The organism is Gardnerella washingtoni, from assembly GCF_049262705.1.
Lineage (GTDB): Bacteria > Actinomycetota > Actinomycetes > Actinomycetales > Bifidobacteriaceae > Bifidobacterium > Bifidobacterium vaginale_D.
In genome coordinates, this window is record NZ_CP058398.1 from 1,603,747 (window position 1) to 1,618,407 (window position 14,661).

Here is a 14,661-nt window from a genome sequence, read left to right on the forward strand (position 1 = left end):
GGTAGGAGAGTCTGGTGTGGTGTGTGCAGCAGCAATGATGCTAGTGTTCTCTAAGCAATAAATACTCAGTGTCTGCAGAGCATGAATGTTAAAGTTCTCTAAGCAATAAATACTCAGTGTCTGCAGAGCGCAACTGCAAAACTTGAGTCTAGTTGTATAAAGTTTTTTGTAATTTTTGGGAATAAAAGTTGACTTTTACAAGTTGAGTGTAGTAGGCTCAAGTTTTGGAAAGCAAAAAAGCTGAGATTTTATATAGTTCCCAATACGGAATCTAAATAAAACTCAGCTTACGAACTACAGAACTTAAAGGAAAACGTAATTGCACAAAACGTGCAATCCTGAGTTAAGGAGAAATTATGGGACGTGCAGTAGGTATTGATTTAGGTACAACAAATTCTTGCATTGCTACTCTTGAAGGCGGCAGCCCAACCGTTATTGTGAACGCTGAAGGCGCTCGCACCACACCATCTGTTGTGGCATTTAGCAAGTCCGGCGAAATTTTGGTCGGTGAAGTTGCTAAGCGTCAGGCTGTAACAAACGTTGATCGCACAATTAGCTCCGTAAAGCGCCACATGGGCACTGATTGGACTGTTGAAATTGATGGCAAGAAGTGGACTCCACAGGAGATTTCCGCACAGGTTTTGATGAAGTTGAAGCGCGATGCTGAAGCCTACTTGGGCGAGCCAGTAACCGACGCTGTTATTACATGCCCAGCATACTTCAACGATGCTCAGCGTCAGGCAACTAAGGACGCAGGTAAGATTGCAGGCTTGAATGTGCTTCGTATTATTAACGAGCCAACTGCTGCAGCTTTGGCTTACGGTCTCGAAAAGGGCAAGGAAGACGAGCGCATTTTGGTATTCGACTTGGGCGGTGGTACTTTCGATGTGTCCTTGCTTGAAATTGGTAAGGATGACGACGGATTCTCCACAATTCAGGTTCAGGCTACTAATGGCGATAACCACTTGGGTGGCGACGATTGGGATCAGAAGATTATTGATTGGCTTGTTGGCGAAGTTAAGAACAAGTACGGCGTTGATTTGAGCAAGGATAAGATTGCTTTGCAGCGTTTGAAGGAAGCTGCTGAGCAGGCAAAGAAGGAGCTTAGCTCTTCTACTTCCACCTCAATTTCTATGCAGTACTTGGCAATGACTCCTGACGGCACTCCAGTGCATTTGGATGAGACTTTGACTCGTGCTCACTTTGAGGAAATGACTTCCGATTTGCTCGGTCGCTGCCGTACACCATTTAACAACGTGCTTTCTGACGCTGGAATTTCCGTAAGCCAGATTGACCACGTGGTTCTTGTTGGTGGTTCAACTCGTATGCCAGCTGTGAAGGATTTGGTGAAGGAACTTACCGGTGGTAAGGAAGCTAACCAGTCCGTGAACCCAGATGAAGTCGTGGCTGTTGGTGCAGCCGTGCAGTCGGGCGTTATTAAGGGAGATCGCAAAGACGTTCTGCTTATTGATGTGACGCCACTTTCCTTGGGTATTGAAACCAAGGGTGGCATTATGACAAAGCTTATCGATCGCAATACTGCAATTCCTACGAAGCGCTCGGAAGTATTCTCTACTGCTGAAGACAATCAGCCGTCCGTGTTGATTCAGGTTTATCAGGGTGAACGTGAGTTTGCTCGCGATAACAAGCCTCTTGGCACTTTTGAGTTGACTGGTATTGCTCCAGCTCCTCGTGGCGTTCCTCAGATTGAAGTCACTTTCGATATTGATGCTAATGGCATTGTGCACGTTTCCGCTAAGGATAAGGGCACTGGCAAGGAACAGTCCATGACTATTACCGGTGGTTCTGGTCTTCCAAAGGACGAAATCGACCGCATGGTGAAGGAAGCTGAAGCTCACGAAGCTGAAGATAAGAAGCGTAAGGAAGAAGCTGAAGTTCGCAACCAAGCAGAAGCCTTTGCTTATCAGACTGAAAAGCTTGTGAACGACAACAAGGATAAGCTTTCCGACGAAATTTCTAAGGAAGTTACCGACAAGGTGAACGCTTTGAAGGAAGCTTTGAAGGGCGATGACGTTGAGAAGATTAAGTCTGCTCAGAGTGAGTTGATGACTTCTGCTCAAAAGATTGGCCAGCAGCTTTATGCACAAAATGGTGCCCAAGCTGCTCCTGGTGCTGGCGCTGGTGCTGCTGGTGCACAAAGTGCAGAATCTGCTGCTAAGGATGATGACGTAGTTGACGCCGAAGTGGTGGATGACGACAAGGACGATAAGGACAACAAGTAATGTCCGAGTTTAACGCCAATGAATATTTGCAAGACATGAACGATGCTGATTCGCTCGACGCAAATGTTGCTGGTGAAACTTCACGAGATTGTGAGCAAGTGCCTCATAGCGCAGACAATGCTGCACATGCTAGTGAAGATAGTAAGAATCAAGCAGAAACGCAAGCTGATGCACATATTGACACCAACGTTTCTGCTGATTCTTCCAGCCAAGCAACTGCTGAAAAATCTGAGCTACATGCTACTGCAACACAATCGGCAGAATCTTCTGAAACTGATCAAGATGCAGATGCTAATTCAGATAGTTTGACACCTCTGGGTAAAGCTAAAAAAGAAGCTGCAGAATACTTGGAAGCGTTGCAGCGTGAGCGCGCAGAATTCATTAATTTCCGTAATCGCGCTAAGAAAGAGCAAGATCTTTTCCGTGAACACGGCATTACTGACGTGCTGAATGCATTGCTTCCAGCATTGGATGATATTGATCGTATTCGTGAGCATAGCGAGATGGATGATTCGTTCAAAGCTGTTGCAACGAAGATCGATAAAGCTTTCGCAAAGTTTGGTGTGGAAAAGTTTGGTGAAAAGGGCGAGGACTTCGATCCGACTAAGCATGATGCAATTTTGCACAGACCAGATCCAGATGCAACGAAAGAAACAGTCGATGCTGTTGTTGAAGCAGGATACCGTATAGGGAATCGTGTTATCCGTGCTGCTCGCGTCGTAGTCGCATCTCCTCATAATGAGTGATTGCTTATTTGCTATAACGCGGTTTTGATACTCCGCTGGGGTATGTGAATTGTGGTTTACTCGTGTTAACTCGTCGTCGGGTTAGCACGAGTATGCATATAGTGCGTTGCGTTTATTGCGTAACTATATGCATGAGATGCAAAGCATAAAAGTAAGTATACAAGTATAAAAGCGTGTAGTGTGCCAATGTGCTGATAAGGGAAGGAGGCACACATGGCTGAAAATGAATGGTTAGCTAAGGATTTTTATAAGGTTCTCGGTGTCTCCAAAGATGCTGATGAAGCAACGATTACTAAAGCGTATCGTAAACTTGCACGTAAGTATCATCCGGATTTAAATAAAACAAAAGAAGCAGAGGAAAAGTTTAAGGACGTTTCTGAAGCTTATGATGTTTTAAAAGATAGCCAAACGCGTCAGCGCTACGATGCTATTCGTCAGTTTGGTACAGGAGGTGCTCGTTTCGCCGGTGGCGCTGGTGGAGCGGGCGGCTTTGACGCGTCAAGCTTCTCGGATATTTTCTCCATGTTTAATGGAGGAACCGGTATGGGCGGCAACGGTTCACGCATTCGTTTCACAACTAGTGGTGCAGGCCCGAATATGGGGGATATTTTCTCCATGTTTAGCGGAAGCCAGCAGAATCCAAGCGCATCTGGGTTCCAAAGCGCGAATAATTTTGGTAATGCACAGTACGCACAATCACAGCCGGAAAATATGCCTGAAGTTGGTGAAGATATAACAACGAATATTACGCTCACTTTTAAGCAGGCTTTTAAAGGTGCTACGGTGTCGTTGCGTGCAGCTGGTACAACTTTCAAAACGCATATTCCAGCTGGTGTAAAAGCCGGTCAAAAAATTCGTTTGAAAGGAAAAGGTAAGCCCGGTAAATTTGGTGGTGCTGCGGGAGATTTATATTTACAAGTTCACGTAGATGAATCAAATACATTCACTTTACGTGGTAATAATTTGGTTGCAGCATTGCCTTTGACGTTGAGTGAAGCAGTACACGGTGCAAAAGTTATACTGAACGACGTAGATGGTAACCCTGTGACTTTTAAAGTACCTGCTGGGTCTTCTAGCGGCGATGAAATTCATGTTGAAGGTGCTGGAGTCCCAGGTGCTCATGGTGATTTTATTGGTATTGTACAAATTCATATACCGAAGCGTGCAACTATGCTACTGAAACATGCAGCAAAAGAATTTGATAAAACTGCCGGTGATGCCTACGTTGCAGAAGTTAAAAAACTCAGGCAAAACTAAGTAATACTAAGTAGTATTACTTAGCAACGTTGAATAGCAACAATTCAATAACGTAGTAAGAAAGGCGTGCTATGAAGCCAATAACGCGTGAAACTAAAGCGCTGTATGAGATGTGTGCAGTGGCTTTAGTGCGAGGTAATGCAACGCTTGATGGCGCAGACGAGGTAGGTTTTATCCTTGATTTACCAGTATTCACTGTCAGTCATGTAGCACGCCTTACTAATACACATCCGCAAACCTTGCGTCAATATGATCGACTCCGTTTGATTATGCCTCAGCGAACAGAAGGAGGCGCTCGCCGTTATTCTTTGCGAGATATTGACAGAATTGTACAAACTCAGCATTTAAGCCAAGATGAAGGTATTAATCTTGCAGGAATTATGCAAATTTTGGCATTGCAAGAGGAAAACCGTCAGCTTAAGAGGCGCGTAAGGCATTTAACGGAAATAGTAGAATCTTCTGATCGTAATATTTTTGCGGCAAATGCAGATGGTGACATTGTTGAAATGCATCGTTCGCGTAATGCACGACATTGGAGGCGGGACATACGTACAGAGCGAAAAGCTTTGCCATCATCATATACGTCTTCAGCAAGCATTCACGAAAAAGAAGGCCAATCAGTTTTGGATGATAAATCAGTAGTATTGTGGCGAGCGTGGAGCCTATAGTAACGTAGACAAGGTTACGTATTGTGCTGTAGTGAGAAATTAGTGAGAAGAATGAATAGTACGAAAAGTAATACAGGATTATTGCGAAACATAATGTGCTACAGAAGCTGCAACAAATATATGTGCAGTACAGCAGTATAAAGGATTGTGAATGGCTGAACAGACGACGAATGTGTTGGCAAATACTCTTAACTCAAGTGAAGAAAAACATGCGTTGCGCGCAGTATTTTGGGATATGGATGGCACTCTTATTGATTCCGAACCGTACTGGCATGAGTCTGAGTTTTATTTGGTAAAAAAATTCGGTGGATACTGGGATGAAGATTTAGCTTGGGAGTGTTCTGGCGGGTCTCTTGAAACTGTTGCCAATAAAATGATTCCGTCTGGCACTAAGTTAACGGTTGAAGAAATTGGCAAAGGCATGGTTGATTACGTTGCTGCTCGTGAAGCAGAGGCTGTGCCGTGGATTCCAGGTGTGCTCGAAGTGCTCAGAAGTCTTATTCAAGCTGGTATTCCTTCTATTTTGGTGAGTAATTCGCCGCGACGCTTAGTGGAAAATATTGTGAACCACGCTCCAGAAGGTGCTTTCGCTGGGTATGTGTGTGGAGACGATGGTTTTAAGCCGAAGCCTAGCGCCGAACCGTATCTTGCTGCGGGGAAAATGGTTGGTATTGAGGGCACAGATGAGGAAGTTGCAAAGCAAATGGCTCATTGCATTGCCATAGAAGATTCGTTATCAGGTCTTACTGCCGCAATGAATTCGGGAGCAACTGTAATTGCACAAACAGGTTTCTCGCGCGCAAACATATCCGAAAGTAAGCATCACGCAGAACTCAACGGTTATGCGGGCGTAACTGCGCAAACGTTTAAAGATTTAGTTACAAAACAATGTAATGAATAAAATCAAATGACAATCCAGAATAAGCTGCAAAAATAAACAACAAAAAAGCTGCTCAGCGTGCTCAGAAAGTGTTGATTTAGTATTTTCAACACCCGAACAAAGCTGCGTAAAAAGTAAGCTCATAACCCTTACGGCAGTGGGGCTCACAGTGTGTTGAGTGTGGGCTATTCCTTAAGCTAGGAGTGTTTGAAGCAAGAACTGTCTGAATATTTAATAGCACTTCGGCTTGAGTGTTACTAGTTCAGTCGGCTGACTGAGCTAGTAACGATATTTGGGTTGTGAGTGTTGTTTTCTCAGTCGACTGACTGAGTTTTTAACAGTGTTTTGCCGATCAGCGTTACTAACTCAGTTAGTTAACTGAGTTAGTAACAGAGTGTTGCGGCTGTAGCTTATACCCCCAGAACATCCACCAGCTGAGCTTTGCACACTTTTGGGCCTATAACCCTAAATTCAAGTGCTTATACGTATAGAAAAAACCTCCGCGCACCCACTAGAGGCCACTTACCCTTGCTGCATTTCTGCCCTGGGGGGATTGGGTGACGTAGTGCCACGCGGAGGCTTTTTCTATCTTACACGATTTTTGCTACATGTCGAGAGCTTGTTGTGTTAGGCGCGCCACACGCTTTTACCATGTTCTTTAGCTGTCTCAACGTCAGCAGTAAGTTGCGACTCATTTGCCTCAACTTCACCAGCAATGTAACGTTCAACTAGCTCTCGAGCTTCACTATCTTCATGTTGTACAGCAGGCGACTTCATAAAGTAGGAACTTGGAGCCAAAATTGGACCAGATAAATGGCGATCCAATGCAATCTTTGCAGCGCGTACGGCATCAATAACAATGCCAGCAGAGTTTGGCGAATCCCACACTTCAAGCTTGTATTCCAAATTTAATGGGACGTCACCAAAAGTGGTGCCTTCCAAACGCACGAAAGCAAACTTGCGGTCATCTAACCAAGCAACGTAATCGGATGGCCCAATATGAACATTGTGCTCATCCATTTCGTGAGGAACGATTGAAGTTACTGCACGAGTTTTAGAAATCTTTTTAGACTCAAGCCTAGAACGCTGAAGCATGTTCATAAAGTCCATGTTGCCGCCAACATTTAACTGGTATGTGCGATCTAAGCGTACGCCACGATCTTCAAAAAGACGAGCCATCACACGATGCGTAATAGTAGCTCCAACTTGGCTTTTAATATCGTCACCAATAATAGGTACTCCTGCGTTGCGGAACTTTTGTGCCCAGTCAGGGTCGGAAGCAATGAATACTGGCAAACAGTTCACAAACGCGCAGCCAGCCTCCATAGCAGCTGTTGCATAAGCTTTATCTGCATGTTCAGAGCCTACTGGTAAATAAGAAACTAGCACGTCAACGTGTTTATCTTTCAATACTTGAGTTACATCAACTGGCTCAGCTTCTGATTCGTCAATCATTTCACGATAATAATCGCCTAAACCGTCATAAGTAGGCCCGCGCATAACTTCCACGCCCAAATTCGGCACGTCAGCAAAACGAATGGTGTTATTTTGCGAAGCGCCGATTGCTTCACTCAAATCATGACCGACCTTTAATGCATCAACATCAAACGCTGCAACAAACTCAATATCGCGCACACGATACTTGCCAAAAACAGCGTGCATCAACCCTGGAATTTTCTCACCGTCATCAGCGTTTTTGTAATATTCAACGCCCTGAACCAGCGACGAAGCGCAATTGCCTACTCCGGCAATGGCAACGCGGATGCTCATATAGACTCCTTGTCTGGGACAATAAGCGGCATTGCATTATGCCGCATTTATACATACTTCATCATACTATTGCCTTCACCAATATATGCCAATATGTGCTGCATTTTTAGTTATTTTTAACGATAAAAACGGTAGAATGAATAAAATTCAGCACCGGGCGCTACGGTTGAATATATGGTTGTACATAAAACTGGGCGTCGGTCGGCTTCTTCTCGTGAAAAATCAGCGAGGAGCATATCGTCACAATCGCAAAAAAATACGGATATGCCTGCTACAGTTCCTCCAAATGAACGTGGCTCGTATACTTCTCGTACGCGTGCTTCTTATACCTCTAGTGGCAACCATGGTTCAAGGCGAGAACGTTCACGCGCTTACACTCGTCAACAGCGCCGAAAAACTTGGCATGGAAGGCATCCTATTATTTTCTGGATGTTAATTATTATTTTCGTGCCTATTTTATTTGGTGCAGCAATCTTTGCTTACATGTACGCAACTACTGACATACCTGCTCCTGACAAAGTTGCTATGGCAGATAAAACTAAGGTATATTACGCAGATGGCAAAACAGAATTAGGTTCTTTTGCTGAACAAAATCGCGAAATTATTAACTGTTCTGTGCTTCCTAAATATGTTGGTCAAGCAATTGTTGCTTCAGAAAATCGTTCGTTCTATCATGATGGCGGTATCGATTTTAAAGGTATTGGTCGCGCACTCATTCATAATGTTACTAAACACGGTCGTTGGGGCGGTTCTACTATTACTCAGCAATATGCTGAACGTTATTATCTTGGTGAAACGAAAACTTATCTAGGTAAACTTCACGAAGCTATTCTGGCGTTGAAAATTGCACAAACGCAAGACAAGAATACTGTACTTTGCAATTATATGAATACCATTTATTTGGGTCGTGGCGCATACGGTATTCAAGCTGCTGCTAAAGCGTATTTTGGTATTGAGGCAAAAGATTTAACTTTGCCGCAGGCGGCATTGCTTGCGGGCATTATCCCAGCGCCAAGTAGTTGGGATCCTGCTATTGGTCCAAAAGAAGCGGGTATTCGTTTTAAGCGTGTGTTGCGCATTATGAAAGAAGATGGTTATATTACGGCGTCTGACGCAAAGCAAGCAACAATACCAAAGACGATTACGCAAACTACTCAGAACATGTATGCGGGACCACGAGGATACTTGCTGCGTATGGTTCGTGATGAGTTAACGCACAATGGGGCATTTACACAAGAGGATCTTGATAGTGGCGGATATCGCATTATTACTACGATTGATAAAGCTAAGCAAGACTTAATGTTTAAGGTTGCAAGTCCTACCCAAGAAGGGCGTGGAATTGTGCCACAAGGTTTGCAGGTTGGCGGTATATCAGTAAATGCGAAAGATGGTTCAATTATTTCAGTGTATGCTGGTGACGATTATTTAGCTAAACAGTTGAATAATGCAACACAAGCTTTGTATGAACCTGGTTCCACAATGAAACCGTTTGCGTTATTGGGTGCAATTCAAGCTGGTACAAGTTTAGATACTATGTTCAATGGCAACTCTCCGCGCAAGTTTGAAGGCATTGATAAACCTGTTGGCAATTTTGCTAATATGAGCTATGGCATGATTAATTTATATAGTGCTACAGCAAATTCTGTGAACACTGTGTATATGGATTTGCAACATAAGCTAGGTGCCAGCAAAGTTGCGCATACTGCTGTTACGGCTGGTTTGAATCCTCGGCGAGTAGATGGTAAAAATCCGTTTACGGTGCTCGGCAATGATTTAGTGCATGTGAATGAAATTGCGCGTGCATACGCTACGTTTGCTAATCAGGGCAGGCGTCCAGATTTACATATTGTTGCTAGTGTGAAGAATCCTGATGGCAAAGAGTTTTATCGTGCTCCTACCACTGGTAAACAAGTATTTTCTCCTGCAGATGCTGCATTAGCTACGAAGGCGATGGTTGGTGTAGTGCAACATGGTACTGCAATTGAAGCTCGTGCGCTTGGTAGAGCTGTTGCAGGTAAGTCTGGTACAGCCAATGATGAAACTGCTGGTAGTTTTGTAGGTTTTACGCCAAATATTGTGACTGCGTTTGCAATATGGAATCCGGACGCAAATGGTAGTCCGCAAGTAATTAAGCCATTCCACGGGTATCTTGGCGGTAGCGATTATCCTGTTCATCTCTTTACAAGATATATGAAACAAGCGTTAGTTGGCATGCCGAATGTTAAGTTCCCTGAAGCAAAAGATATGGGTAAAGTCGGAGGTCCAGATGGCACGTGGGGTTTGGGTGAACGTCATGTGTATGTGCGTGAAAAAACTCAAAATGACAATAAAGAAAATAAGGAAAAAGATAAGAACAAGAATAAAGAAAATAGTGAGGATAGTGATGAGCATATAAGCGGTAGTGATAGCACATTGCCAGACAGTTCTAGCAGCTATAACAACAGTACTTATGGAAGTAGCAGAGAGAATCAGACAGGTTCAGATGCTGCTCATGGTGGTCAGTAATTGATACATAGTGTTGAGTGTAAGCTGCATGGTAATTGACTTATTGGGAATGCTTATAATCCGTGTTGACTTGGTAATGTGAGCCGATGATAAGGTTCGGTGGTTTTCATCGCCAGCACTGGTAAATAAAATTGTGAAAAAATTACCCAATAATCGTCGAATAAGTGTTGCACAACTCGCACTATTATGGAGACTGTCGTAAAGTCTAAAGTATGAGCGGAGAATTAACAGGAATGCAGTCCGATAATATTGACGAGCAGTTTGACGCTGTTGAAATGTCAGATGCTGCATCGTTGGATACAACTTTGCGTGAAGCTTCTGAGGTGCAGAATGATGAGAATCGTAGTGCATCCCAGCGCTCAGCGTTGTCCCAGCCAATCGCGCCGTTTTCGCCAGTTGTGGATCATAAATCGGCGGAAACAGTAATGCCGTTAATTCCGGAGGATGGTACGTCGGAAGCTGTGAAGCAAACTGTGAAACAATCTGTGAAGCAGTCTGATGGATTATCGAATTCTGGTAACAGTTTGCAAGATTTAGAAGATTTGCCAGAACAGTCAGCAGTACAAGCTTTTGCTGCAGTTCCTGATACTGGTACGTCTAAAATTGCGACCTTACCAAGAGAACACAATAATACAAAAAATTCTTTGCTTAATACCTCCTCACCATCTGATGACGTAGATCAACTTGATCCATTAATGAAGCGACCGCGCGTATCCACCATTTTATGGTGCATGATGTTAGCAGTAGTCTTTTTAATTTCAGCAGTAGGTTTGTGGTTGCTTAGTGTACAAACTGTGCTTGGGCAAAGTTATGAAGAGATGGTAATTAGTGGGTTTGGTTCTCACGGAGTGCCACCTTGGTTATCGTTCTGCCTGCGTCCGCTATGTATTTCATTTGTTGTTATTATTCTTGGTGCAATTATTGCTGTAGCAGCATTGAGCATTGTTTGTATTCGCAAACGTTGGTGGATGCTTGGTCAATGTGCTTGCATAATTATTTTGGCAGTTGCTGCTGAGCCGTTAAAAAAGATGTTGCCTCGACCAATGCTTATTAATATTGAATATTTATCGACAAATTCAGCGCCATCTGGTCACGCATTGGTGATTGCGGCAGCGTGTGCGTTGCTTATTTGTGCTGTATCTCGCGCGTGGAGAGCGTGGACTGCGCTCGGATCTGCGGTTATAAGTATTTTAGTACAGCTTTCTTTGATTGCAGGGCATTGGCACAGGTCTTCAGATGTACTGATATCATTACTTATTGTAGGTGCAGTAACACTTGCTGTGCTTGCTGGTACTCGCAGTAGTGGAATGGATATGCCAGCATATCGACGCTCATCGATTAGTGTGCAGATTGTGGGAAGCTCTATGATTACGTTGGGAGCGTTAGCCTGTTTGTACGCTGTGTATTTAATCTGGCAGATTTTGCCGGGCGTTGATATTTTTGCGCAATGGGCTTCAGGCGTATCTTATATTGCGACTTATTGGCTGATTATTGGTGTATCTTTGCTGGTTTATGGAGTGATTATGGTAATGCGCCATGCTACAGCTGCTCCACTAAGTCGGCTTGGTTTGGTGGGTGCTCCACCAACGCCGCCGTCAGCTGCATAAGTAATACGTCTATTTTGACTGCTTTTATCCACCGATGTGGAATGGGATAGACGTACAGCATAAGATGCGATACAGTTAGTGCGAAACTTGTAGGCGTATGCCTCTATGCTTGATGTTTTTGTGAAGAAAGGAGCGAATATGGCAGCGGAACATAAGCTAGTCATTGTGGAGTCTCCCACGAAGGCGCGAAAAATTGGCGGGTATTTAGGTAATGGATACACCGTGATGGCGTCAGTGGGGCATATTCGCGACCTCGCTCAACCGAGTCAGGTGCCTGCGTCGCGTAAGGCCGCATTCGGTAAATTTGGTGTAGATATCGATCATGGTTTTGCTCCTTACTACGTTGTTGGTGCCGATAAAAAGAAAACAGTGGCAGATTTGAAGTCTGCGCTCGCCAAAGCTGACGAGTTATATCTGGCAACTGATGAGGATCGTGAAGGTGAAGCTATTGCTTGGCATTTGGTTGAAGCGCTGAAGCCAAAAGTTCCAGTTAAGCGTATGGTTTTTCATGAAATTACCAAAGATGCGATTCAATCTTCGTTGAAGAATACACGTAATGTTGACAATAATATGGTTGATGCGCAGGAAACTCGTCGTGTACTTGACCGTTTGTATGGTTATGAGCTTTCACCAGTGCTGTGGCGAAAAGTTGGGCCTGGTCTTTCTGCGGGTCGTGTGCAATCTGTAGCTACTCGTCTTATTGTTGAGCGTGAACGTGAACGTATGGCATTTACTAAGGCATCTTACTGTGATGTTAGTGCACTTTTGTGTGCAGCTGATACCGATGGTAATGATGTTGATTTTGAAGCTCGTTTGACTGAGCTTGATGGACGTCGTTTGGCTGGTTCTAAAGATTTCAATGCCAATGGTGAGCTTATTGCTGTGAAGGATGATTCTCATCCAGCATTGCATATGGATGCGGTATTTGCTGCGCATCTAGCTGAGTCTTTAAAGAGTGCTGATTTCGTAGTGGATTCTATGGAAACGAAGCCATATCGTCGTCGTCCTTTGCCTCCATTTACTACGTCAACGTTGCAACAGGCTGCTGGTAACCGTTTGTCGATGAGTTCTCGTCAAACTATGCGAGCAGCTCAAGCTTTGTATGAGAATGGTTATATTACTTATATGCGTACGGATTCCGTAACGCTCTCTCAAGAAGCTATTGCTGCTGCTCGTGCTGCAGCTAGTGAAGTGTTTGGTGCACAGTATGTAGCGGAATCTCCTAAACAGTATGCAACTACGTCAGCTGGCGCTCAGGAGGCGCATGAATGTATTCGACCAGCTGGAGCACATTTTTATAATCCAGATGATTTAGCAGATAAATTACCTGCAGATCAGCTCAAACTGTACACGCTTATTTGGCAACGTACGCTTGCTTCACAGATGGCTGATGCTACTGGTTTTACTGCAACAGTTAAGTTGAATGCGGATACTAAAGAACATGGCAATGCTTTGTTCCAAGCCTCTGGCACGGTTATTACTTTTGCTGGTTTTATGAAGGTTTTCGGTAATGCTTCTGCTTCTGATAGTGATAAGGCGTTGCCTCCTATGCAAGCTGGTGATGTACTTGCTGCACGGGATGTTACTGTAGGTGCTCATGAAACACAGCCACCTGCTCGTTATACGGAAGCTTCGCTGGTAAAAACTTTAGAGGCGAAGGAAATTGGTCGTCCTTCTACTTACGCAAGTATTATTTCTACGATTATCGATCGTGGCTACGTGTATGAGCGTGGTCGAGCTTTAATTCCTTCGTGGCTTGCTTTCGCGGTGATTAAGCTTTTGGAAGCTAACTTCCCGAAGTATGTTGATTACGCCTTTACTGCAGACATGGAAAATGGTTTGGATCGAATTGCGCATGGTGAGGAAACTGGTTGCGATTGGTTAACTAGATTCTATTTCGGTTCGGATGATAATTCTGCTAAGTCTGCAGATGAAGTGCATGTGGGTTTGCAACAACAAGTTGCTGAACTTGGTGAAATTGATGCGCGTGAAATTAACACAATTGATATTAGCGATGGTTTACATGTGCGCGTTGGTCGTTATGGCCCGTATTTGGAAGACACTAAAAATCTCGATACTGAGGGGAACCCTCGCCATGCTTCTTTGCCTGAAACATTAGCTCCAGATGAATTAACTGTTGATGTAGCTCGTGAGCTATTGGAAAATAATGCTGAAGGCCCTCGAGTGCTTGGTGTTGATCCTGAAACGGGTGGCACTGTTGAAGTGCGAAATGGCCGTTTTGGTCCATATGTAGCTTTGGTTGATGCACAACATGATAGTGAAGATGCTAAGTCTGATGCTAAGTCTAGTGCTAAATCTGCTAAAGCTCGTCCGAAAATGGCTTCATTATTTAAAACTATGGATCCTGCGACCTTAAGTTTGCAAGATGCTTTGCAGCTTTTACACTTGCCGCGTTTGGTGGGCGAGTATGAAGATGTTGATGCGGAAGGCGTAGTCAAACTTGCGCGAATTGAGGCAAATAACGGTCGTTATGGTCCGTACTTGACTAAAACTTATTCAGCAGTTGATACTTCTGCTGGAGAAACAGTAGAAGCCAAGCCGGAAACGCGCTCGTTGACTAGTGAAGACGCTATTTTTAGTACGACCTTAGAAGAAGCTCAAGCTTTATTCGCACAACCAAAATATGGAAAGCGCACGCGTGGTGCTGCTAAGCCGCCGTTACGTGAGCTTGGAGATGATCCTGAAACTGGAAAACCAGTAGTTATTAAAGATGGTTTCTATGGGGCTTATATTACTGATGGTGAAACGAATCGCACATTGCCAAAGCAATATACGCCTGAGTCGATTGATCCACAGGATGCGTTTGCATTGTTGGCTCAAAAGCGTGCTGCAGGTCCTGTAAAACGTAAGAAGCGTGCTACTAAAAGTACTACAAAGTCTACTGCAAAGAAGTCTACTGCAAAGAGATCTACTGCAAAGAAGTCTAGTACTAAAAAAGCATCGGAATAAAATCTAAATCTTAAG

9 protein-coding genes and 1 other RNA gene are annotated in these 14,661 nt (G+C 44.0%); 8 read left to right on the forward strand and 2 right to left on the reverse strand.

Annotated features, from left to right (window positions below):
* Window positions 1-356 precede the first annotated feature (356 nt).
* From dnaK to HXT28_RS06360, 5 genes are all read left to right on the forward strand, one after another.
* A complete protein-coding gene (gene dnaK / locus HXT28_RS06340; RefSeq protein ID WP_016637067.1) occupies window positions 357-2,243 on the forward strand; it encodes a molecular chaperone DnaK in 1,887 nt (628 codons plus the stop codon).
* Window positions 2,243-2,989, forward strand: coding sequence for a nucleotide exchange factor GrpE (gene grpE, locus HXT28_RS06345; RefSeq protein WP_016637068.1), 747 nt, complete (start codon window positions 2,243-2,245; stop codon window positions 2,987-2,989). The genes dnaK and grpE overlap by 1 nt, the downstream gene beginning before the upstream one ends.
* A gap of 213 nt (window positions 2,990-3,202) precedes the next feature.
* Window positions 3,203-4,246 carry a DnaJ C-terminal domain-containing protein gene (locus HXT28_RS06350; RefSeq protein ID WP_016637069.1) on the forward strand — a complete coding sequence of 348 codons (1,044 nt, stop codon included), beginning with the start codon at window positions 3,203-3,205 and terminating at the stop codon, window positions 4,244-4,246.
* Window positions 4,247-4,317: 71 nt separating this feature from the next.
* On the forward strand, window positions 4,318-4,914 hold the full coding sequence (locus tag HXT28_RS06355; RefSeq protein ID WP_016637070.1) for a heat shock protein transcriptional repressor HspR: 597 nt from the start codon (window positions 4,318-4,320) through the stop codon (window positions 4,912-4,914).
* Between the two features lie 151 nt (window positions 4,915-5,065).
* Complete coding sequence (locus tag HXT28_RS06360) at window positions 5,066-5,815, forward strand: HAD family hydrolase (protein ID WP_016637072.1); 750 nt, start codon at window positions 5,066-5,068, stop codon at window positions 5,813-5,815.
* A 467-nt stretch (window positions 5,816-6,282) separates the two neighbouring features.
* Here HXT28_RS06360 and ffs read toward each other — a convergent pair.
* Together ffs and HXT28_RS06370 are read right to left on the reverse strand one after the other, a co-directional pair.
* Window positions 6,283-6,379, reverse strand: an RNA gene (ffs, locus tag HXT28_RS06365) — signal recognition particle sRNA small type.
* Between the two features lie 42 nt (window positions 6,380-6,421).
* The gene (locus HXT28_RS06370) at window positions 6,422-7,564 is read right to left on the reverse strand and encodes an inositol-3-phosphate synthase (RefSeq protein ID WP_422113406.1); all 1,143 of its coding nucleotides are present in this window, start codon (window positions 7,562-7,564) and stop codon (window positions 6,422-6,424) included.
* Window positions 7,565-7,738: 174 nt separating this feature from the next.
* On the opposite strand from HXT28_RS06370, the gene HXT28_RS06375 reads away from it, so the two are divergent.
* From HXT28_RS06375 to topA, 3 genes are all read left to right on the forward strand, one after another.
* Window positions 7,739-10,069, forward strand: a complete 2,331-nt coding sequence (locus HXT28_RS06375) for a transglycosylase domain-containing protein (RefSeq protein ID WP_032814231.1) — start codon at window positions 7,739-7,741, stop codon at window positions 10,067-10,069.
* A 212-nt stretch (window positions 10,070-10,281) separates the two neighbouring features.
* Window positions 10,282-11,676, forward strand: coding sequence for a PAP2 family protein (locus HXT28_RS06380; RefSeq protein ID WP_016637077.1), 1,395 nt, complete (start codon window positions 10,282-10,284; stop codon window positions 11,674-11,676).
* 138 nt (window positions 11,677-11,814) lie between these two features.
* Window positions 11,815-14,646, forward strand: coding sequence for a type I DNA topoisomerase (gene topA, locus HXT28_RS06385; RefSeq protein WP_422113407.1), 2,832 nt, complete (start codon window positions 11,815-11,817; stop codon window positions 14,644-14,646).
* The last annotated feature ends 15 nt before the right edge of the window (window positions 14,647-14,661 follow it).